We start from the raw sequence: 18,946 nt of genomic DNA, 5'->3' as shown, positions 1-18,946 counted from the left end.
CCGGGCCGCGACTTCTCACGTGTCATCGAAACGCACGGATTATTGGGTATCCTGATTGATCAGGATGAAGCGAACAGGCTGGCTGCGAACTGCAGTGACTTGAGGGCAGGATCAGATGGGCAAGGTAACGGGTTTTCTTGAAATCGACAGGCAGGTTGGCAAGTATCAGCCGGCTTCGGACCGCATTCGCCATTTCCGCGAATTTACAATTCCGATGTCTGATCAGGAAGTGGTGAAACAGGCGGCCCGATGCATGGACTGCGGCATTCCATTCTGCCACGGCCCGACCGGATGTCCGGTGCACAACCAGATCCCGGACTGGAACGACCTCGTCTACAACAACAAGTGGGACGAGGCGATCCGCAATCTCCACTCGACCAACAATTTTCCGGAGTTCACCGGCCGGGTCTGCCCGGCTCCGTGCGAGGAAGCATGCACGCTGAACCTCGAGGACATTCCGGTCGCCATCAAGACGGTCGAGCAGGCAATCGCTGACAAGGCCTACGAGATGGGCTACATCGTGCCGCAGCCGGCGACGGTGAAATCAGGCAAGTCGGTCGCGGTCATCGGCTCGGGCCCGGCCGGCATGGCTGCTGCCCAGCAGCTGGCGCGCGCCGGCCACAATGTCAGCGTCTATGAGCGCGAAAGCCGCCCCGGTGGCCTGCTGCGCTACGGTATCCCGGACTTCAAGATGGAGAAGAACTTCATCGATCGCCGCGTCGAGCAGATGAAGGGCGAGGGCGTCACCTTCAATTGCGGCGTCAATGTCGGCGTCGATCTCAAGGTCGAGGCGCTGTTGGCCGAATATGACGCGGTTCTGTATTGCGGCGGCTCCGAAACCCCGCGTGATGCGGGCATTCCGGGCGTTGAATTCGCCGGCGTGCATGATGCCATGCCTTATCTTGTGCAGCAGAACCGTCGTGTTGGCCGCGAAAACATCGACAGCGTGGCCTGGCCTTCTGCGCCGATCCTGTCCGGCGGCAAACATGTGGTCGTGGTCGGCGGCGGCGACACGGCATCCGACTGCGTCGGCACCGCTTTCCGTCAGGGTGCGGTACGTGTGACCCAGCTCGACATTCGTCCGCAGCCGCCCGAGAAGGAAGACAAGCTTGCTGTCTGGCCCTATTGGGCCACCAAGATGCGCACCTCTTCGTCTCAGGCTGAAGGCGCCAATCGCGAGTTCCAGGTCGCGACGCTGGAATTCGTCGGCGAGGATGGTGTGTTGACGGGCGTGAAGTGTTGCCAGGTCGATGAAAAGCGCAAGCCGATCGCCGGCACCGAATTCGTCATCAAGGCGGATCTGGCCTTCATCGCAATCGGCTTTTCCGGTCCGCTTCGCGACGGCGTCGTTGCCGACCTCGGCGACAGCCTGACGCTCAACACGGATCGGCGTGGTTCAACCAATGTCGTCGCCAACGATCGCGACTACAAAACCTCGGTCGATAAGTTGTGGACCGCCGGCGATGTGCGGCGTGGTCAGTCGCTGGTCGTCTGGGCTATCCGCGAAGGCCGCCAGGCTGCGCGCGCGATTGACGAGTCCCTGATGGGCTCGACGACGCTGCCACAGTAAGCACACGAGGCTCCGGAAAACCGGAGCCTCGCATCTTCTTTGGCATGTGGTTCAGCCGGCTGGCTTTTCCGCCTTCTTCCACTGAAAATCATCGACGCGACCCTCTGGCGCGGGGCCGGTTTCACCCTTCTCGATCAAGAGGTCGCGTGGCGAGATGCCGGAGGTCTTGGGCACAAGGTTGCTGTCGAGCAGTGCCTTGGATCCGTCGAGTTCGGGGTCGAGGAAACTGATCGGCGCGATCCTTTCGATCTTTGTGATCGTTGATTGCGGGGTGATGCCCTCCAGCGGCAGGTTGCTCGAATCCAGACGGATCAGGTTGGCAATTTCGTCATTGCCGGTCAGTCGCCGAATGTCCTTTTCCAGATAGAAGGCCATCTTCCGCTTGCCGGCCTTGGTCAGACTCAGGCCATCCGAGCCGCGCAACCGGACCGGTTGGCCGTTGACGTCCGAGCCGGAAGCGATGAACTTGCCGTTTTCGTCGGCGAATCCATCCCAGATGTCGATGAAGGTGCCACCCGCCATCTCGACCTTGCTGCGATAGAGGTTGTTGAGGGTCGCCGCATCCGCGCTCAGCGAAGGCGACTGGAAGGCGGGCAGCCCCGTCCAGATCAACGGGATCTTGTTCTTGGTGGTAACGCCGATGAATGCCTCGATGCGTTTTTCATATTCGGTGTTCCAGGCTTCGGAGCGGAATTTCTCCTTCTTGCCGGCGACGCTCATCTGCTGGCGATCGTTGGCGCCGATCATGATGACCACGAGCGCCGGCTTCAGTTCGCCGATCTTGGCTTCAAGCGTTGTCGGCCAGTCAAGATGATCGGTTCGCACGAGGCCAGACGAACCATCTGCGCCTTTTTCGATGGCAAGGCCGGGATCCTCCTCGACTGCCGCGGTCAGGCCATCGGCAAGTGCGGAAGCCATGAAGTCGCCTACGACCAGGACCTTCTTCGCATCCGGCCGTTTTTGGATGGTGGGCGGTTCGACTTTGACGATGGAGGAACCCGCGCGAACGACCGATTTATGTGGTCGCTTCTTCCTCGGCGGCTCCGCAACAGGCCGCATCACTTGAGGTTTCCTCCGGCGTGTGCCGAAAATGAAGTCGATGATCGAGCGACGCGGGCGAACTTCCTGCGCATGCGCGATATTGGTGGAGTAGACGACCGGCAACGGAATCGCGAGGACCAGGGCGATGAATGCTGAAAGCAAGAGCCGGAAGCGGGTCCTTCGGGCTACAGGCGGTGGGTTGGTCATGGTTTCATCCATCCGCATCTGGTCGAATTGAAAAAGGCCGGACTTTCGCCCGGCCTTCCGGCATTGCCAACATAAGGCAAATGCACCTATTTCTGCAAGGCCTTGAGCAATCGCTGGGATGGCTGGCCGTCCTGCGTCATGCCAATCTGGGCCTGGATTGCGGAAATGGCGGCCTTCGAGCCGGAGCCGAAATTGCCGTCGATCTCGCCATCGTAATAGCCAAGCTCCTTCATGCGCGACTGCAATTCGAACTTCTGCTTGATGTCGAGCGTGCCTTCGGGGCGCGGCCAGTTCTGCTTGACGCCTCCAAAACCGGCGATTTCGTCGGCCAGCATCCCTACACCCATCGCGTAGGAGTCGGCGGCATTGTATTTCTTGATGACGAAGAAATTCTTTGTCATCAAGAAACCTGGGCCATTGCCGCCGGCGGGGAGCTTCAGCATTGCGCGATCCGCGCCATTCTTGAAGCCCTTGCCATTCGGCCTGAGGAAGCCGAGTTTCTGCCACTCCGCGAGAGACTTGGTTTTGCCGGCGTAGGCTTCAGCATTTCCCGGAGGAACGATTTCGTAGCCCCAGGTCTTGCCCGGCTGCCAGCCATTTCTCTTCAGCAGATTTGCGGATGTCGCAAGCGCATCCGGTATGGAGTTCCAGATATCGCGCCTGCCGTCGCCATCGGCGTCATAGGCATAGATCAGGTAGCTGGTCGGGATGAACTGGGTGTGACCCATGGCGCCGGCCCACGAACCGGTCAGGTTCTTGGCCGAGACATCGCCGCGCTCGAGAATCTTGAGTGCTGCGATCAGCTGGGTCCGTGCGAATTTGGCGCGCTTCTTGTCGACATAGGCAAGTGTTGCCAGCGCGCGCGGCACGTTGTGCAGGCGGTCCGGCTTTTCGAGCACGGCGCCATAGTTGCTCTCCATCGACCAGATGGCGAGCAGCACATGCTTGTCGACGCCGAAATGCCGTTCGATCGCATTGAGCGTCGGGCCATACTGGCGCAACATGTCCTTACCGATTCTTACCGTGTAGGGGTTGACGCGACTATCGAGATATTCCCAAATCCGGCTCTTGAACTCCGGCTGGTAGTTTGCCTTCTCAAGTACGGTCGGATCGGGTTCGCTCACGCCCTTGAAGGCGCGTTGGTAGGTCGACTTGCTAATGCCTGCATTTGCTGCAGTAGGATAGAAGGCATTGATCCAGTTGACGAAACCCTTGTCGGCATATGCGGGTGTGGAAACGAGAAGTCCCACCGCTGCGATCATCGGCAAGAGGCTTCGGATCAATCGATACTTGTGGTCATTTTGCATGGCTACAATTCCGGTTCTGATGCTTCCTGAAAGCCGGCCACGCCAGCTTAAACCGTCAATTTACAGAAACGAAGTCAACAAATTCTTTACCATGGAAATTGCAAAGGGTCACTTTCAATGAAAAAAAATCACATTTAGTAATTAAACGGCGTGAACGCTGGATGGCCGGCTCTTTCAGATTGGAGAAAAAAGTGGGTGCAGGAAAAGTAAAAAAAGCAGTATTCCCGGTCGCTGGCCTGGGTACGCGCTTTCTTCCCGCAACAAAAGCGGTTCCGAAGGAAATGATGACGGTCGTCGACAAGCCGGTTATCCAGTATGTTGTTGACGAGGCAATCGAAGCTGGTATCGAACATTTCGTATTCGTGACCGGGCGCGGCAAGGCAATCATCGAAGACTATTTCGATATACAGTACGAGCTGGAAAGCACGCTGAAGGCACGCAACAAGAAAGCCGAGCTTTCGATTCTCGAATCAATCCTGCCAAAAGCGGGTGCGGCGAGTTTCACCCGTCAGCAGGAGCCGCTGGGGCTCGGCCATGCGGTCTGGTGCGCGCGTGACATCATCGGCAAGGATCCGTTCGCCCTTTTGCTGCCCGACATGATCATGAAGTCGGACGTCGGCTGCATGAAAGGCATGGTCGATCTGCACGCCATCAGCGGCGGAAACGTCATTGCGGTGGAGGAATGCGCGCCGGAACTGGCGCATCGCTACGGTATCGTTGCTACGGGCGAGCAGATCGGCGAGGGCTTCCGCATTACGGACATGGTGGAAAAGCCGGCTCCAGGAACGCAGCCGTCGAATTTTTTCATCAACGGCCGCTACATCCTGCAGCCCGAGATCTTCAAGATCCTCGAAACGCAGGAGCGTGGCGCGGGCAACGAGATCCAGTTGACTGATGCGATGCTGAAATTGCTCAAGGATCAGGCTTTCACCGCCTATCACTATAAGGGCATGACCTACGATACCGGTGCGAAGGATGGGTTCATCATGGCCAATGTCGCCTTCGCGCTCGACCGCCCGGATATACGCGGCCTTGTGGAAGCGGACCTGAAGGCGGTGCTGGCCGCCCTGAAATGAAGCAGCTCGACAGAGGGTGAATGGTCTTCGCCCTCTGTCGCCGGCTCTAATGCAGGCTATCGCCAAGCATGGTTGCCCCGATCGGCGCATGACCGTAGGGATCTGGCCCATGGGTGCGAACGGGACCGGCATCATCCAGACTGGCTTGAGGATTGACCCTCCCGAGTTCGGTGGCGTGGTCGAAAGCCTCAGCGGCGCTTGAAAGCGCGATTGTCGCGGAGAAGCTGGCATTTTTCAACGATTGTTCGTCCTTGTTGACCTGGGCAATGTCGATTTTGCCGCCGGCGCGTTCGATCGCCGCCTTGCCATTTTCGATCCGTGAAACGGTCAAGCCAAGCAATTCCAGGTAACGCTGTCCGAATTTTTGCTGCGGCACCGCCCTGACATGCCGCGCAAGCGTGTCGTTCAGCCTGCGCTCAGCCCAGCCAAGGCGCTCGGCAGACCTGAGCAACTGCCCCATCGGCTCGGCGGTCAGGTTTTGTGTATCCCCGATCTCTATCAGGCAGCCGTTGTCGACATGAACGTCGGAGAAGATGAGACGATTGGGACCTATGGTCAGCCCCGATGCCAGGCGCGGCAGGAAAACCGCAATCGCGCCCTGGTCGCTCTCTGAGCAGGCAACGATCCAGTCTGTCTCCCTGAAGTCGCCGACGATATCGATCGTCGCAGTCAGTCGCCAGCCAGGCTTGCTGTGCTCAGGCTCAATGGATTCGGTCTGGCTGATGGTTCCGGCATAGCGGAACGTGTCGCCTGCGAGCGCGCGGGCATAAAAATAGGCGGCCGGCCCGGTGGGCGATAGTCCGCGCAGCAATTCGATGCAATAGAAGTGCTCGGCAAGAGCTGCCGCCGCGGCTCGGCTGGCGGTAGCTATCTTTAGCATTATCTCGCCCAGAACGGCGTTCGCAACGTCGGCTCCGCCAAACTCGGGTGGCACGGAAATGCCGAGCAGGCCAGTCTGAGCAGCGGTTGCTGTCGCGGAGTAAGGGCTAGAAACCGGAAACCCGTTGATATCAGGCGCCGAAAAACGTCTGACAAGATCGTGGACCGCGTTGAACGCATCGGCTTCGCTTTCGATGATCGGAGCATTGGTCCGGATTCTCTCAGGCAGGCGTGAAACTGTTCCCACGGGAGTTCCTTTCAGGTCTGTTCGGAGGGACGCACGAACGCTTCAAAGCATACAGTCGATATATAATATAGACATTATCATGAAGCGCAAGCCGATCCTCTTTCGCATCTGGCAGGATAGGTACCACCAAGCCAGCCCGGGCGATAATGATGAAATTTTAAAATCCATAAAATATATAGAATATACTTTCTTCAGGCGGAGAGTGATGTGTGGGAGTGTTGCGGGAGAGAATGTCACGCAATCACCTCTCTAGGGGAGTCTCCCATGCCCACCAAACTGATTGTCCCAGGATTGAACGGATCTGGCGAAGGTCACTGGCAGGACTATTGGCTTCAGGACGATCCTGACGCCATTCTGGTCGAGCAATCGGATTGGACGAAGCCAGACATTGCGGAGTGGACTGCCCGGGTCGAAGACGCGGTTGTGCGCCATCCCGGTTGCATACTCGTGGCGCACAGTATCGGCGCTATCGTGGTGGCAGGACTTGCCACCCGCCCGGCGCGCCATCTGGTCAAAGGTGCCCTGCTGGTGGCTCCCTGCGATCCGTTGCGGGTGAATGGCCTGCATCCCGACGTCGTCGAGTTGCGCGATCTGCCGCTGGACAGGCTGCCATTTCCGTCGCTGCTGGTGGCAAGCCGCAATGATCCATACATGACATTCGAAAATGCCGTGCTCTATGCCGAGCAGCTCGGTAGCGACCTGATCGACCTCGGCAGTGCCGGTCATATCAACATAGCCAGCGGCTATGGACGGTGGAAGCGTGGTTATCGGCTTGCTGCGCGCCTGGATCGACATGAATATGTCAAGGTGCGCGATGTCCCGAGGGCGAGCCTCCTCGAAAGCCTGTTTGGCTTACGGTCGTAAATGCGCCGGCGTGTTACAAGCCGCGTAGCCTTTGGGCTGCGCGGTTTGCGCCTTGAATTGCGGATTTCAGCAGGTGAGGGTCATTCGAAATAATAAACTATAAAAAAGATGGATAATATAAAATATATACGTATTATGGCCGCCAGTTGGAACGAATCTTTCGGAGGCCAGAATGACGAAAGCCGATATTGCAGTGTTGGGCGCAGGATTTTCGGCAACAGCCGTCGTCGTCAATCTGCTTGAGTATTTACACCCTGAGCGCACCATCGCCGTGGTCGGATGCCAGAACGGTTTTGGTCGTGGCGTCGCGTATGCGACCGATGACGATGCGCATCGGCTGAACGTGCCGGCCGGCAGAATGAGCCTGTTTGCGGATCGGCCGAACGATCTGATCGATTGGCTGGCGCGTCGCGGCGACGCCTATGGTTCGGACGATTTCATACCACGGAGGCTGTTCGGCGCATATGTTTCCGACACACTCGGCCAAGGTATTCAGCGCACAGACAATCGGGCTCGCGTACGGTTCATCGATGCGCAGGCTTTGCGATGTCACGCGTTGGAAGCGGAACGCCAAATCTTCGAGTTGACGAATGCAGACGTGATAGAGGTTGGCAAAAGCGTGCTTTGCCTTGGCGGCACTGCGGCAGGACTGCCGGTTGTACAGGGTGGGGTCGACGCGGCGGTTCGCGACCTCGTGGTGGAAAACCCGTGGACTTGTGGCTGGATGGATGGCCTGGACATCGATGCGCCCGTGTTTATCGTAGGCGCAGGCCTGACCGCCGTCGATCAGCTTGTCTCATTGAGAAAACGGGGTCATGCGGGGCCAATCCACATGTTGTCTCGCCATGCGCTGATGCCGCATGCACATGTCGTACCCCGATCTGCCGCAATCGAATCGCCAATTAGCCCGGGCGGCAAATTGAGCGAGATGCTGAACGCATTGCGTGTCGCCGCCGCGAGATCCGAAGATTGGCGAAGCGTCGTCGATGGTTTGCGACCCGTGACACAGTCGCTTTGGCAGTCCATGAGCATCGATGAGCGGCGGCGTTTCCTGCGTCATGCCAGCGGCTGGTGGAACATACACAGGCACCGGATGGCACCCGATATCGCCGGCGTGCTCGATTCCATGCGGGCCTCGGGGCAACTAGTCGTGCACAAAGGTTGGCTCGAACGCGTGGTCAGGGAAGGACAAAACGCTGCCGTGATCTACAAGGATCGGCATTCGCGAACATCAAGGCGCATTGCTGCCCAGCGTGTCGTCAATTGTACCGGCATGGAAAAGTGTTCCGTGGCCCGTGTTCCGCTGCTGCAGGACATGCTCGACAAGGCGTTCATCCGCCAGGACCCACTGGGCCTTGGCCTGGCGGTCGATGAACAGTCCCGGATTCAATCAGGCGCCGGGATGCTGGATACCGGGGCGTATGCCATGGGCCCGATGACGGTGGGGCAGTTCTGGGAAATCTTCGCCGTACCGGATATTCGGGTTCAGGCGCGTGATGTCGCTCAGCGTGTCGCCACGGCTGCCTGACAGCACAAATTGGAATTTATTTGCTCACAATTATGCATTTGGCGACAAGGTTGGAAAATTATGCCATTTCTATAAAAATAATAATTGACAAAAAAGGTAGATAATTGTAGTTTTTAATCGTCGGCAGCGAAATGCTGCTCTTGTTGAACGGATATCGGAAAGGGAGAGCAATGGGCCGCATTTACGACTATTCGTCGATCCGCTTTCAAAATGATACGATTTTCCGCCGCATGTTGTGTTCCTGTCATCATCGAATGTGATGCTTACGCATCGCAACTTACGAAGAACAGGAAATCAAACCCTAGCTGTGATGGGTATGGTCATGCACAAGTCCGTTGTTGAATATGCCGGAGTTCCGGTCGGTATCGTCGTTCCCTCCGAGGGGGCGCTCAAATTCGTAGCCGTCAAGTTTCATGTCATGGGGTTGGACGGTCATCGGTTTAGTTCGTTGAGTGATGTCCGCAGGGCAATCCAGCTGCACCTCGTTAGTGCCGCAGCCATCGCGGCTTAGGCCTTTTCACGCTCTTTTCGCCATACCGGCAAGGTTCCCTTAGGGAGCCTTGCTATAAATTCGGTTTGCTCTCTTCATACGCGCAGCAAAGCGGGCTATGTAGAGCAAACGTTCTGGCTTGAAACGCGATGTGAGATGCTGACCAACAAGGGTAAATACGGACTGAAGGCTTTGATTGCTCTGGCCAGGCTCGCCCCGGGCGAGACTGCCTTCAGTGCGCAGATCGCGAGCGAAAACAATATTCCCAAAAAATTCCTGGACACGATCCTGCTCGAGTTGCGCAATGCCGGCATCGTGCGGTCCAAGAAGGGCCCTACGGGCGGTTACTCGCTGTCTCGTCCTGCAGAAGAAGTCCGCATCGGCCATGCGGTACGGGTCATCGATGGGCCGCTTGCGCCCATCCGTTGCGCCAGTCGCACCGCCTATGAGGCTTGCGACGATTGCGCCGATCCGGAAAACTGTCTTGTTCGCAGATCGATGACCGAAGTCCGCGACGCCATTTCTGAAATTCTCGACAATATGACGCTGGCGCGTCTGGTGTCGGGCGAATACGGAGAAGCCGAAGTCGGCCGCCTGATGGAAAAGGCAGCCTCCTGAATTCGGCTGGCGTCCGCCCGCGTCAGGCGTGGGTGATCTGGCCGTAGCGGCCGTTGCCATAGATCAGTGAAGATCCGGCGCTTGAGACGACCGCCACGGCGCGACCGAGGATGATCGCGTGGCTGTGTCTTTCGATGATTTCTTCCACTTCGCAATCGATGGCTGCAAGCGCCTCCGACAGAACCGGGGCGCCGCTGGCCATTGTCGTCCAGCGTGCGCCTTCGTAGCGCTGCGTTCCCTTGATGCCGCCAATCCCGGCAAAGCGGTCGGCAATCGCCTGATGATCGGCTGACAGAATGTTGACGCAGAAATGTCCGTAGCGCTGGATGACCGGCCAGCTTGATGATCCTTTGTTGATGCTGACGATCATGGTCGGCGGCTCCATGGAGAGTGCGGTCGCCGATGTTACCGTCGCGCCGGTACGGTCGTCGCCAACGCCTGCTGTAATCACGGAAACGCCGCCCGAAAGGGTGCGCATTGCGAGCTTGACCGAGGCGGCTTCGGCGTGCGCCGCAATTCGGCGGGGAGCGCCGTCAAAGGGATATGCCGCAAGATTCTGGGCGATGGTCATGGACTTCTCCATCTTCATTCATGGCTTTGGTCTTGGCGCTCATGGCGCCGGGAAAGAAAGGTAATTCAAAAAAACGTATTGTCAATAAAAATTATAGATTATATGGTTATTGAGGCGTCGGCGTTCCGCGGGCGGGAATTTGGTTGCGGTCATCGCTCGGCACAAGGAGACGTGCTAGGGTAAGCGACCCGGATCAGGAGACTATCACCATGATTAACCCAGACGGGAATACGGTTGTCGCCATTATCGGCGGCGGATTTACTGGCGGCGCTGTCGCATGGCAGCTTGCCCGCAATCCCGCACTTTCCCGGCTGCGGATCGTTGTCTTTGAACCGCGCGACAAACTTGGCGCCGGCTTGGCCTATGATACCTCCGACCCGGTTCACAGGATTAATGTGCCTGCAACCCGCATGAGCCTCGATCCCACGGACCAGGAGCATTTCTCCCGTTGGATCGAGAAAACCGGCGCTGTGTCGGGCGACATCGGCGTGACCGCAGGTGACGGACAGCTTTTTCCGCAGCGCCAGGTGTTCGGTGCCTATGTCAACAGCCACATACGCCCCTTTATCGAGTCCGGTCGAATCGAGCACATTCGCAATCGCATCGAACGATTGACGCGCCACGGCGCTGGGTGGGTGGTCGAAAGCGACGACGGGATGCAGTTGGAGGCTGATCTGGTGGTGATCGCGACCAGCCACCCTTCGCCAGCTGCGCCGAGAACGCTCGTATCGATCCTTGAAGGCCATCCGCGCTTTGTCGCCGATGCCACGGTGCCAGATGCGCTGCACGCCATTCGGCCGGATGATACGGTATTGCTGGTTGGCAACGGGCTTACATCAGCCGATGTGATTGCATCGCTGGTTCAAAACGGACATCGCGGCAAGATAACCTCCATTTCCAGGCGTGGCCTGCGTTCTCGGGGCCATGCGCCTGTTCCGCAGGAACCGTACGGGGATTTCACCTCACGGCCGATCCTGTCGGCACGCCATTTGACGCGCCGTATCAGGGAAGCAATTCGTGAAGCGGCCATTTTCGACGTCAGTTGGCACGCGGTCATCGATGCCGTGCGCGCACAGGGGCAGGATATCTGGAAAAACCTCCCGATAGCCGAGCGCAAGAAGATTGTCCGGCACCTCAGGCCGTTCTGGGATGTGCATCGCTTCCGGATTGCCCCGCAGGTGGAGAATGCTTTGGTCGAAACGGCGAAGCACGGGCAGCTTGAGACGCTTGCCGCATCGGTCGGGGTCATTTCCTATCACGAGGGCCGCATCCGCGGTGCTCTCAAGCTCGCCCGGCGCAAGGGCAGCATCATCCGCGATTTCGATGCGTTGATCGTGACCACCGGTCCGGCCCATGGCAGCATCCTCGAGAGTCAGCAGTTTCTTGAGGAGCTTGCAGCAAAAGGGCTTATCGCGAGCGATCCTGCCCATCTCGGCATCGCCTGCAATCGCAATTCACAAGCGCTCGATCAGGAGGGAAGGGCAGTGCCCGATCTCTATATCGCTGGACCACTTGCGCGTGGCACCTTTGGCGAGTTGATGGGATTGCCCCAGGTTTCCGAGCACGCGGCCGAGGTTGCCCGACAAGTGGCTGAGGCGATTGAGCAGGCTGGCTCAGTAACAAAGCTCGCGTCAGATGCGGCCTGACAAATCACCGATTCCTTAGGTTTTGGAATAATATTCCTGCATTTCGGATCATGAGAAAATCTGATCCGGAAATTAGAGATTTTTTGTAACGATATAATATCGATAAAAACAATAGAATATATCAATATGATCATTGAAGCCCTTTGGGGTGGCAGCGAAATTTGGCTCTGAACGCCACGCAGGCGGAAAGGAATTTATCATGGTCACGCGCAGACAAACATTGGGTCTCATAGGGGCTGCCACCGCGGCAATGATCCTGCCGGTTGGCCGGACGGCAAATGCGGCAGCCTCTACGATCCGCATCGGCTGGCAGAAATTCGGGATCCTCGCCATCGCTAAGCAGCAGGGCGTGCTGGAAAAGAGGCTGGCGTCGCGTGGCATTTCCGTCGAGTGGTCTGAATTCTCCTCCGGTCCGCCGTTGCTCGAAGCGCTCGGCTCCAATGCGCTTGATTTCGGCCCGACCGGTGACGTGCCGCCTCTGTTCGCGCAGGCGGCTGGCGGCAATCTTCTCTATGTCGGCACCTACAAGCCGCCGGCAGCCTTCCATGGCATCCTCGTTCACAAAGATGCGCCGATCCAGAAGATCGAGGACCTGAAGGGTAAGAAGGTCGCCTACAAGCGCGGTTCGAGCGCGCACAATTTCGCATTCAAGGCGCTGGCATCCGTCGGCTTGATGCCTGATGACATCGAAGGCGTCGACCTGCCGCCACAGGATGCGGGTGCGGCGTTCAAGAGTGGCAGCATCGATGCCTGGGCGATCTGGGATCCCTTCTTCGCGGTGGCGGAGGCTGATCCCGAGGCGCGGCTGCTGGTCACGTCGGAAAACATCGTCGAGGCCTGGGGCTATTTTCTCGGCAATGGCGATTTCGTCCCCGCCAACCCTGATGTGATCACCGACATCCTCGATGAACTCGCCAAGCTTGGCGCGGAAGCCCAGAAGGATATCGACGGCACGGCCAAGCAGCTGGCCGAGATTACCGGCGTCAAAGAGGAGATCACCAAAGTGACGCTTACCCGCGCCGGTGCCGACCTCGGCAAGGTCGCGCTCGTTTCTGACGATGCGGTCAAATACCAGCAGGCGCTGGCGGACGACTTCCACGCCCTCAAGGTCCTCCCAAGACAACTCACGGTCAGCGACATCGTCTGGCGCCCCAAGGAAAGCTAATTCCGCGGACGTTTCGTCCGACGATATCAGTAAGGAAAGTAACCCATGTCCAGCAAGCAACCCCTCGATTTCCTGTGGTTCATCCCGACCCCCGGCGATGGCAGCTATCTCGGCTCGAACGAGCAGAATCGGCCTGCCGATCATCGCTATTTCCGCGAGATCGCCACCGCTGCCGATCGGCTCGGCTATTCTGGCGTCCTGATCCCGACATCGATCGCCTGCGAGGAGCCTTTCCTCGTCGCGGCAGCACTTGCGCCTTTCACCGAAAAGCTGAAGTTCCTTGTTGCCGTTCGTCCGGGCACGGCATCGCCCGCCTACTATGCCCGCATTGCAGCGACGCTGGACCGGATTTCCAACGGCCGCCTGCTGCTCAACATCGTGGTTGGCGGCAGCGCCCAGGAACTCGCCGGCGACGGCATCTTCCTCGCCCATGACGAGCGCTACGATCACGCCGACGAGTTCTTTCAGGTATTCAACAAGCTGCTCGAAACCGGCGAAGCCAATCTCGACGGCAAGTACATCAAGGCGATCGACGCCAAGCTCGGCTATCCGCCAGTGCAGAGCCCGCGCCCGCCGCTTTATTTCGGTGGCTCATCCGATGCCGGCATCGATTTCTCGGCCGGCCTCGCCGACAAGTACCTGACCTGGGGCGAGCCCCCGGCGCAGGTTGCCGAAAAGGTCGCCAAGGTCCGCAAGGCCGCGGCTGACAAGGGCAAGGATGTCTCTTTCGGCATCCGCCTGCATTTCATCGTGCGCGAAACCGACGAGGAAGCGTGGGAGGCCGCCGACAGCCTGATCTCCAAGCTGTCTGACGAAACCATCGCCCAGGCGCAGGAGAATTTCACGAAGAACTCCGACTCGGTCGGCCAGAGCCGTATGGCGGCACTGCACGGCGGGCGACGCGACAAGCTCGAAGTTTCCCCGAACCTCTGGGCCGGGATCGGTCTCGTGCGTTCCGGGGCAGGAACTGCGCTGGTCGGCTCGCCGAAGACGGTCGCCGCGCGCCTCAAGGAATATCAGGATATCGGCATCGATACGGTGATCGCTTCTGGCTATCCGCATCTCGAGGAGGCCTATCGCGTTTCGGAACTGCTGTTCCCCGAACTCGGCATCACCGGTGCGGTGCCATCGGCACGGCCGAGCTTCAACCAGCCGCAGGTCTTCGGCGGCGGTGGCCATGGCGGCAACCTCCGGGTGGTGGCGGGTTCCTGACCCATCCCGGCTGGCGCGCCCCCGGTGCGCCAGCCCTTCGCCAATCCAGTCGAATTGTCTGTGTGGGAGACAAGTTCATGCATGGAGTGACGCTATGACGGCCATCGAAAGCTACGGCAATTCCGCCGAGGTAGCGAAGAAAACTGCCGGTCGAAAGAACGCCGCGCGCAAGCCGGCTCCCGGATCCGTCGATCTTGTGCCTTACGCGCTGCCGATCGGTATCATCATCATTTGGCAACTGCTGTCCTCTATCGGCTGGATCTCAGCTCGGGTCATGCCGTCGCCAGCCGATGTTGCCAGTGCTTTCTGGTCGACGACGGTATCGGGCGATCTGCCGCACGATATTGCGGTAAGTGCTGCTCGCGCCTTCGCTGGCCTCGCCGTCGGCGGCACAATTGGCTTCCTGCTCGGGATAGCCAACGGCATCTCACGGTTTTCGGAACGGCTGACGGATACCAGTCTGCAGATGCTGAGAACCATCCCGCATCTGGCGATGATCCCGCTGGTCATCCTCTGGTTCGGCATCGGTGAGGAATCCAAGCTTTTCCTGACGTCGCTCGGCGTGCTCTTTCCTGTCTATCTCAATACCTATCACGGGGTTCGCAATGTCGACCGCGATCTCATCGAGATGGGCAGGGTCTACGGCATGAGCGGCTGGACGCTGTTTCGCAAGATCATTTTCCCCGGTGCGCTGCCGTCGATCTTCGTTGGCCTTCGTTATGCGCTGGGCATCATGTGGCTCACGCTGATCGTTTCCGAAACCATCGCGGCTTCGTCTGGCATCGGTCATATGGCCAATGAGGCGCGGGAATTCATGATGACCGATATCGTGGTGCTGGCGTTGCTCATCTACGCAGCACTCGGAAAGGCTGCCGATGTGGCTGTCAGGTATCTCGAACGACGGGTGCTTTCGTGGAACCCCGTCTACCAGCACTGAGGAACGACAAATGAATGCTACGGTGTCGTGGGCCAGGGGTCCAGGTGAAAGCGATGTTGGTTCGTCCTCCGTCCAACGGCGTCCGGTAAGCGTCCGCTTGGATGGCGTCGAAAAGGCCTTCGGAGGCAATCGTGTGCTGCGGGGCATCGACCTCGAGATTCCGGCCGGGCAGTTCGTGGCCATCGTCGGCAAGAGCGGTTGCGGCAAAAGTACGCTTCTGCGAATCCTCATGGGTCTGGAAGAACGAACAGGTGGCGGCATTACCTTCGAAGACGCCAGCGGGAATGCCGCCGTCGCCAATTCGCGGATCGTCTTCCAGGAACCGCGACTGCTACCCTGGTTCAATGTCATCGACAATGTGGCCGTTGGTCTGAAGGACCAGACGAATGCGGCTGAGGCCCGGGCTCAGGCGATGGTCGCGCTCAGGGACGTGCAACTTGCTGATAAGTTCGATGAATGGCCATCGCGTTTGTCTGGCGGCCAACGCCAACGCGTGGCGCTCGCCCGCGCGCTCGTCAGCCGACCGGATTTTCTTGCCCTGGACGAGCCCCTCGGCGCGCTTGATGCGCTGACCCGGCTCAGCATGCAGCAATTGCTGAGCCGGGTCTGGCGCGAGCAAGGCTTTACCACGTTGCTTGTCACTCATGATGTCAGCGAGGCCGTGCATCTTGCAGACCGCGTGATTGTGCTGGAGCAAGGCCGGATATCGGTGGATCTCGCGGTCGACCATGTGCATCCACGTCCCCATGGGCTGCCGGAACTCGCCGAGGTCGAGGCGCGGTTGCTGTCGGCTATCCTGGGAAGCGGTCAGGTCTGATGCGTTCTGCCGCATTTTCAACGCAAGTCTTAATCTCTATTGACTCTATAGATAATATCGTCATGATGCCTAGGTAGCGAGATGCCAACAGGAGAATTCCGATGATTATCATGAACGGCTTTCCGATCGGCTTTTTCTTCCCCAAGCGGGACTTCGTGCAGCCCCTCGTCAACGACGAGCGGGAGCGTACCAAAGTCGAGCACCGGCAGAAGGATGACGATGTCGCACACGAGGTCGAAGCCACCACTTCAGGTCTTTCGCTTTACGCTTACAGGTTTTTCTAAGTTTTTTTCCGCCCCGTTGGCGCCCGGACCCGCAATGGTCCGGTTTTTTTCTTTCGGGCGGGTATTATTGCAAGGAGGGTCGCGTATGACCTCACAGTCGCCAGTCACTTCTACGACGCGGGTCAGCATCCAACGCCAAGCCTCCGGCAGCAAGTTTCGCGGAGCAGACGCTCTTGCGATGCGTATCGCGGTGACGGCCGTGTTTCTGTTCGTCGGCTTGATGATCTTCGGCATTGTCTAGCGGTTTCTGCCCCGGATCGCCGACGTCAGAGGCGAGGCATTATTGACTTCGGGAACCTCGATCCCCACATCTGCGTTACATATCCGCAGATACCTGCGGAACAGAGCGATCGGATTTTGGGGAGCAAGATATCGCCTGTGTCGCCGTGAGGCCAAGGAGGCCGCAATGACAGCATTCAGCTCTGGTCGGCATTTCCTTTCCGGAATTGCCCTTTATCTTGGCGGACCACTGTCGCTTCGTATGTTGATGCAGGCACGTGATGCCAGGAAACGCCGCCGCCTTTTGTTGAGAAATCGCCACTACAAGCCGTTGAGCATCCGGCAAAAGCGCGAATTGCTGGAGATCGTCCGCCAGGATGACTGGTTCGAATAGCGGCCACCCGGTAATCAGACGACCAACCCGCCATATCGCTTGAGATAGTCGACGATTTCCGCCACCCCTATTCCCCTCTTCATATCCGAAAAATAGAACGGCTTGCCGCCCCGCATGCGCGTCGCATCACTCTCCATAATGTCGAGATCGGCTTCGACATAGGGCGCGAGGTCCTTCTTGTTGATGACCAGCAGATCGGACTTGGTGATGCCCGGGCCGCCCTTGCGCGGGATTTCTTCTCCCTGGCAGACCGAGATTACGTAGATTGTCAGGTCGGCCAGATCGGGCGAGAAAGTTGCCGCAAGGTTATCGCCGCCGGATTCAATGAAGACGATGTCCAGATCGGGGAATTTGCGGTTGAGCTCGGCAATTGCTGCAAGATTGATCGAGGCGTCCTCGCGGATTGCCGTGTGCGGGCAGCCGCCGGTCTCGACGCCGACGATACGGTCCGACGACAGCGCCTGCATGCGCACCAAGGCGTCGGCGTCCTCGCGCGTATAGATGTCGTTGGTGACCACGGCGACGGAAAAGTCTTGCCGCATGGCCTTGCAGAGCTTTTCGGTCAATGCCGTCTTGCCGGAGCCGACCGGGCCGCCGATGCCGATCCGCAGCGGGCCGTTTCGAGATGTCATGATGCAAATCCTTTCGTCAGGAAATGGAAACGTGTGCCGACAATGCCCAGCCAGGATACAAGCCGTCTGTTGCCGGCAACAACTGGATAGTGATCGCAGCATTTGGCGATCATGAGCGGAACAGTCTCGTATACTGCGTCTCGTGCCGGATTGCGGCGAGATCCGCGATGAAGGTGGCTGCACCGAGGTCGTCGAGGGTCGACTGGGTTGACCGCCTGGCAGTCTCCACTATGTCGGCTTCCAATCCCGCCAGGATGGACACGCCCTGCTTCTGACCAATAACCCCCAGGCGGATAGCTGCGGAGACAGCCTGCGACAGCACGGCATGCAGATAGGCTGCTGTGGTGCTGTCGAGGCTTATGCCATGGCCAGCGGCGACCGCACCGACGGCGATCGCATAGGGGGGCCTGCCGCCGAGAAACGCAAGTACCGGATGTGGCCATGCGGATGCGGCAGCCACAAAAGCTTCACCGAGCGCCATGAGCTCGAGGTGACGTTCGGCAGAGCCCGCAAGCGCCTCGGCGAGTTCGGAGGCTGCCTGCAAGCGAGGGCAATCAGCGTGACTGCGCCAGGCCTCGGCCTGCAATACTGCATCGTTCCACAGGACGCCGTTCGTCGCCTGAGTTTGCAGCCAGCGCGCCAGTTCGTCGCCATTGGCTATCATGCCGTCGTGGACGGCGCTTTCCAATCCCCCCGAATAGGCAAATCCTCCGACAGGAAACGCCGGGGATAGCCACGTCATCAACCGTATCAGGGATCGCTCGCTGTCAATGGTCGTGATGGTGGTGGTCATGCGAACCATGGCTGTGATAGGCGCCGTGAACCGGATGGAATGGCTCCTCCACCTCGGTGACGATTGCTCCCAACCCCTCGAGCATTGCCTTGATGACATGATCGCGCTCGATCAGGATCCGCGACGGTTCGATTTGGGCTGCAAGGTGGCGGTTGCCTAGGTGCCAGCAAAGTTGCATCTGATGGACGGTATCGCGCGCCTTGATCTCCAGAAGCTTTTCGTCGGCGGCAGCGATGGCGATGTAGTGGCCGTCCTCGGTGGCCAGCAGGTCTCCATGTTCGAGAACCGTGGGCTCCTTCAGATCCAGCATCACCACGTCGTCATTCGCCATGTGCAGGAGTTTCCGGCGCAGGTGGCGCTCGTCATGCTTCAGGGTAACAGTATCGATGGCCGCCGGCTTGGCAGCGTCGGGCTTTTCAATGCGCGTCGAGCGATAAGGCATCGCGATA

General features: G+C 58.7%; 21 protein-coding genes. 14 read left to right on the top strand and 7 right to left on the bottom strand.

Annotated features, from left to right (window positions below; genetic code table 11):
- Positions 1-115: 115 nt before the first annotated feature.
- Positions 116-1,570, top strand: a complete 1,455-nt coding sequence (locus JJB09_RS10710; RefSeq protein WP_201657347.1) for a glutamate synthase subunit beta — start codon at positions 116-118, stop codon at positions 1,568-1,570.
- A gap of 51 nt (positions 1,571-1,621) precedes the next feature.
- Here JJB09_RS10710 and JJB09_RS10705 read toward each other — a convergent pair whose 3' ends face one another.
- Both JJB09_RS10705 and JJB09_RS10700 read right to left on the bottom strand, forming a co-directional pair.
- Positions 1,622-2,818, bottom strand: a complete 1,197-nt coding sequence (locus JJB09_RS10705; protein ID WP_201657345.1) for an SGNH/GDSL hydrolase family protein — start codon at positions 2,816-2,818, stop codon at positions 1,622-1,624.
- Positions 2,819-2,904: 86 nt separating this feature from the next.
- Entirely contained in the window at positions 2,905-4,080 is a 1,176-nt protein-coding gene (locus JJB09_RS10700; protein WP_246748681.1) for a lytic murein transglycosylase, read from the bottom strand.
- 236 nt (positions 4,081-4,316) lie between these two features.
- Between JJB09_RS10700 and galU the strand changes: the two genes are divergently transcribed.
- Positions 4,317-5,201, top strand: coding sequence for a UTP--glucose-1-phosphate uridylyltransferase GalU (gene galU, locus JJB09_RS10695; RefSeq protein ID WP_343229010.1), 885 nt, complete (start codon positions 4,317-4,319; stop codon positions 5,199-5,201).
- 46 nt (positions 5,202-5,247) lie between these two features.
- On the opposite strand, the gene JJB09_RS10690 is transcribed toward galU, so the two are convergent.
- A complete protein-coding gene (locus tag JJB09_RS10690) occupies positions 5,248-6,327 on the bottom strand; it encodes an acyl-CoA dehydrogenase family protein (protein WP_201657338.1) in 1,080 nt (359 codons plus the stop codon).
- 264 nt (positions 6,328-6,591) lie between these two features.
- Between JJB09_RS10690 and JJB09_RS10685 the strand changes: the two genes are divergently transcribed.
- The 4 genes from JJB09_RS10685 (at position 6,592) to JJB09_RS10670 (ending at position 9,827) form a co-directional block, all read left to right on the top strand.
- Complete coding sequence (locus tag JJB09_RS10685; RefSeq protein WP_201657336.1) at positions 6,592-7,191, top strand: RBBP9/YdeN family alpha/beta hydrolase; 600 nt, start codon at positions 6,592-6,594, stop codon at positions 7,189-7,191.
- A gap of 172 nt (positions 7,192-7,363) precedes the next feature.
- Positions 7,364-8,719, top strand: a complete 1,356-nt coding sequence (locus JJB09_RS10680) for an FAD/NAD(P)-binding protein (protein WP_201657332.1) — start codon at positions 7,364-7,366, stop codon at positions 8,717-8,719.
- Between the two features lie 322 nt (positions 8,720-9,041).
- On the top strand, positions 9,042-9,230 hold the full coding sequence (locus JJB09_RS10675) for a hypothetical protein (RefSeq protein WP_201657329.1): 189 nt from the start codon (positions 9,042-9,044) through the stop codon (positions 9,228-9,230).
- Positions 9,231-9,365: 135 nt separating this feature from the next.
- On the top strand, positions 9,366-9,827 hold the full coding sequence (locus tag JJB09_RS10670; protein WP_201657326.1) for an RrF2 family transcriptional regulator: 462 nt from the start codon (positions 9,366-9,368) through the stop codon (positions 9,825-9,827).
- A gap of 22 nt (positions 9,828-9,849) precedes the next feature.
- Here the strand turns inward: JJB09_RS10670 and JJB09_RS10665 are convergent, their stop codons facing one another.
- Complete coding sequence (locus JJB09_RS10665; RefSeq protein ID WP_201657322.1) at positions 9,850-10,398, bottom strand: flavin reductase family protein; 549 nt, start codon at positions 10,396-10,398, stop codon at positions 9,850-9,852.
- A gap of 209 nt (positions 10,399-10,607) precedes the next feature.
- Between JJB09_RS10665 and JJB09_RS10660 the strand changes: the two genes are divergently transcribed.
- The 8 genes from JJB09_RS10660 (at position 10,608) to JJB09_RS10625 (ending at position 17,072) form a co-directional block, all read left to right on the top strand.
- Positions 10,608-12,044: an FAD/NAD(P)-binding protein gene (locus JJB09_RS10660; RefSeq protein ID WP_201657319.1), complete on the top strand. Its 1,437-nt coding sequence runs from the start codon at positions 10,608-10,610 to the stop codon at positions 12,042-12,044.
- A gap of 199 nt (positions 12,045-12,243) precedes the next feature.
- Positions 12,244-13,209: an aliphatic sulfonate ABC transporter substrate-binding protein gene (locus JJB09_RS10655; RefSeq protein WP_201657317.1), complete on the top strand. Its 966-nt coding sequence runs from the start codon at positions 12,244-12,246 to the stop codon at positions 13,207-13,209.
- A 45-nt stretch (positions 13,210-13,254) separates the two neighbouring features.
- Positions 13,255-14,421, top strand: a complete 1,167-nt coding sequence (gene ssuD, locus JJB09_RS10650; protein ID WP_201657310.1) for an FMNH2-dependent alkanesulfonate monooxygenase — start codon at positions 13,255-13,257, stop codon at positions 14,419-14,421.
- A 94-nt stretch (positions 14,422-14,515) separates the two neighbouring features.
- Positions 14,516-15,358 carry an aliphatic sulfonate ABC transporter permease SsuC gene (ssuC, locus tag JJB09_RS10645; protein ID WP_201657308.1) on the top strand — a complete coding sequence of 281 codons (843 nt, stop codon included), beginning with the start codon at positions 14,516-14,518 and terminating at the stop codon, positions 15,356-15,358.
- A gap of 10 nt (positions 15,359-15,368) precedes the next feature.
- Positions 15,369-16,175, top strand: a complete 807-nt coding sequence (locus JJB09_RS10640) for an ATP-binding cassette domain-containing protein (protein WP_201657305.1) — start codon at positions 15,369-15,371, stop codon at positions 16,173-16,175.
- 101 nt (positions 16,176-16,276) lie between these two features.
- Complete coding sequence (locus JJB09_RS10635; RefSeq protein WP_201657299.1) at positions 16,277-16,459, top strand: hypothetical protein; 183 nt, start codon at positions 16,277-16,279, stop codon at positions 16,457-16,459.
- Between the two features lie 85 nt (positions 16,460-16,544).
- Positions 16,545-16,700 carry a hypothetical protein gene (locus tag JJB09_RS10630; RefSeq protein WP_201657298.1) on the top strand — a complete coding sequence of 52 codons (156 nt, stop codon included), beginning with the start codon at positions 16,545-16,547 and terminating at the stop codon, positions 16,698-16,700.
- A gap of 165 nt (positions 16,701-16,865) precedes the next feature.
- Positions 16,866-17,072, top strand: a complete 207-nt coding sequence (locus JJB09_RS10625) for a hypothetical protein (RefSeq protein ID WP_201657296.1) — start codon at positions 16,866-16,868, stop codon at positions 17,070-17,072.
- A 14-nt stretch (positions 17,073-17,086) separates the two neighbouring features.
- On the opposite strand, the gene ureG is transcribed toward JJB09_RS10625, so the two are convergent.
- The 3 genes from ureG to ureE all read right to left on the bottom strand — a co-directional run bounded on the left by ureG (position 17,087) and on the right by ureE (position 18,939).
- On the bottom strand, positions 17,087-17,704 hold the full coding sequence (ureG, locus tag JJB09_RS10620) for an urease accessory protein UreG (protein ID WP_201657292.1): 618 nt from the start codon (positions 17,702-17,704) through the stop codon (positions 17,087-17,089).
- 109 nt (positions 17,705-17,813) lie between these two features.
- Positions 17,814-18,506: an urease accessory protein UreF gene (locus JJB09_RS10615; RefSeq protein WP_201657289.1), complete on the bottom strand. Its 693-nt coding sequence runs from the start codon at positions 18,504-18,506 to the stop codon at positions 17,814-17,816.
- A complete protein-coding gene (gene ureE / locus JJB09_RS10610; RefSeq protein ID WP_201657286.1) occupies positions 18,472-18,939 on the bottom strand; it encodes an urease accessory protein UreE in 468 nt (155 codons plus the stop codon). The genes JJB09_RS10615 and ureE overlap by 35 nt, the downstream gene beginning before the upstream one ends.
- Positions 18,940-18,946: the final 7 nt, after the last annotated feature.

The organism is Phytoamicus setariae (genome assembly GCF_016722925.1).
Taxonomy (GTDB): domain Bacteria; phylum Pseudomonadota; class Alphaproteobacteria; order Rhizobiales; family Rhizobiaceae; genus Rhizobium_E; species Rhizobium_E setariae.
This window is presented reverse-complemented; position numbering and strand designations above follow the sequence as displayed.

What these genes read in the sequence shown, in the direction of transcription:
- JJB09_RS10625 (WP_201657296.1), top strand. Translation starts at nt 16,866, where the DNA reads ATGACAGCATTCAGCTCTGGTCGGCATTTCCTTTCCGGAATTGCCCTT.
- ssuC (WP_201657308.1), top strand. Translation starts at nt 14,516, where the DNA reads ATGACGGCCATCGAAAGCTACGGCAATTCCGCCGAGGTAGCGAAGAAA.
- ssuD (WP_201657310.1), top strand. Translation starts at nt 13,255, where the DNA reads ATGTCCAGCAAGCAACCCCTCGATTTCCTGTGGTTCATCCCGACCCCC.
- JJB09_RS10700 (WP_246748681.1), bottom strand. Translation starts at nt 4,080, where the DNA reads ATGATCGCAGCGGTGGGACTTCTCGTTTCCACACCCGCATATGCCGAC.
- JJB09_RS10680 (WP_201657332.1), top strand. Translation starts at nt 7,364, where the DNA reads ATGACGAAAGCCGATATTGCAGTGTTGGGCGCAGGATTTTCGGCAACA.
- JJB09_RS10710 (WP_201657347.1), top strand. Translation starts at nt 116, where the DNA reads ATGGGCAAGGTAACGGGTTTTCTTGAAATCGACAGGCAGGTTGGCAAG.
- ureG (WP_201657292.1), bottom strand. Translation starts at nt 17,704, where the DNA reads ATGACATCTCGAAACGGCCCGCTGCGGATCGGCATCGGCGGCCCGGTC.
- JJB09_RS10685 (WP_201657336.1), top strand. Translation starts at nt 6,592, where the DNA reads ATGCCCACCAAACTGATTGTCCCAGGATTGAACGGATCTGGCGAAGGT.
- JJB09_RS10670 (WP_201657326.1), top strand. Translation starts at nt 9,366, where the DNA reads ATGCTGACCAACAAGGGTAAATACGGACTGAAGGCTTTGATTGCTCTG.
- JJB09_RS10705 (WP_201657345.1), bottom strand. Translation starts at nt 2,818, where the DNA reads ATGACCAACCCACCGCCTGTAGCCCGAAGGACCCGCTTCCGGCTCTTG.
- JJB09_RS10630 (WP_201657298.1), top strand. Translation starts at nt 16,545, where the DNA reads ATGACCTCACAGTCGCCAGTCACTTCTACGACGCGGGTCAGCATCCAA.
- JJB09_RS10675 (WP_201657329.1), top strand. Translation starts at nt 9,042, where the DNA reads ATGCACAAGTCCGTTGTTGAATATGCCGGAGTTCCGGTCGGTATCGTC.
- JJB09_RS10665 (WP_201657322.1), bottom strand. Translation starts at nt 10,398, where the DNA reads ATGACCATCGCCCAGAATCTTGCGGCATATCCCTTTGACGGCGCTCCC.
- JJB09_RS10640 (WP_201657305.1), top strand. Translation starts at nt 15,369, where the DNA reads ATGAATGCTACGGTGTCGTGGGCCAGGGGTCCAGGTGAAAGCGATGTT.
- JJB09_RS10615 (WP_201657289.1), bottom strand. Translation starts at nt 18,506, where the DNA reads ATGGTTCGCATGACCACCACCATCACGACCATTGACAGCGAGCGATCC.
- JJB09_RS10655 (WP_201657317.1), top strand. Translation starts at nt 12,244, where the DNA reads ATGGTCACGCGCAGACAAACATTGGGTCTCATAGGGGCTGCCACCGCG.
- JJB09_RS10660 (WP_201657319.1), top strand. Translation starts at nt 10,608, where the DNA reads ATGATTAACCCAGACGGGAATACGGTTGTCGCCATTATCGGCGGCGGA.
- ureE (WP_201657286.1), bottom strand. Translation starts at nt 18,939, where the DNA reads ATGCCTTATCGCTCGACGCGCATTGAAAAGCCCGACGCTGCCAAGCCG.
- JJB09_RS10635 (WP_201657299.1), top strand. Translation starts at nt 16,277, where the DNA reads ATGATTATCATGAACGGCTTTCCGATCGGCTTTTTCTTCCCCAAGCGG.